Genomic DNA, 782 nt, shown 5'->3' on the forward strand with positions numbered 1-782 from the left:
CGCCGCGGCGGGGCTCGCCGGAGCGCCGGACGTGGTCGCCACGGTGACCCTGTCGAAGGCGCTCGCCGGGCTGGGCGGCGCGGTGCTCGGCACCGAGGCGCTGCGCGAGCACCTCGTCGACACCGCGCGCAGCTTCATCTTCGACACCGGCCTCGCCCCAGCGAACGTGGGCGCGGCGCTCGCCGCCCTCACCGAGATTCGGACCCGGCCGCAGCTACCGGGCGCCGTGCGGGCCCGGGCCCGCCAGCTCGCCGCGCTCACCGGGCCCCCGGCACCAGCAGGGGCGGTGGTGTCGGTGCTGATCGGCGAGCCGCGGCCCGCGGTCGAGGCCGCGGCGACCTGCCTGGCGCACGGGGTGTCGGTCGGCTGTTTCCGCCCGCCGACCGTGCCGGCGGGCACAAGCCGGCTGCGCCTCGCTGCCCGCGCCGACCTCACCGACGCCGATCTCGAGGTGGTGACCTCGGCGTTCGCCGCCGCCGGGGTGCTGGCCCGCGACGCGCCGGCCCGATGGCGGGACTGGGCCGATGACGGGACTGGGCCGATGACGGGACTGGGCCGATGACGGTGCTGGTGGTCTCCGGCACGGGTACCGAGGTCGGCAAGACCGTGGTCACCGCCGCCGTCGCCGCGCTCGCGCAGGACCGCGGGCACGCCGTCGCCGTCGTCAAGCCGGCGCAGACCGGTGTCCTGCCCGGGGAGCCTGGCGACGTCGACCTCGTCGCGGGGCTCGCCGGCATCGACGACGTGCACGAGCTGGCCCGGTTCCCCGATCCGCTGGCCCC

At 77.9% G+C, this 782-nt stretch carries 2 protein-coding genes; both read left to right on the plus strand.

Translation table 11 applies throughout. From position 1 onward, the window contains the following. The coding region (locus MXD58_RS26030; protein ID WP_250610383.1) for an aminotransferase class I/II-fold pyridoxal phosphate-dependent enzyme at positions 1–562 on the plus strand (562 nt) is incomplete at its 5' end. Continuing rightward, positions 559–782: AAA family ATPase (locus tag MXD58_RS26035; protein ID WP_250610385.1), on the plus strand; the 224-nt coding region annotated here is incomplete at its 3' end. The genes MXD58_RS26030 and MXD58_RS26035, both read left to right, overlap by 4 nt.

The organism is Frankia sp. AgKG'84/4, assembly GCF_023242965.2.
Taxonomy (GTDB): Bacteria; Actinomycetota; Actinomycetes; order Frankiales; family Frankiaceae; genus Frankia.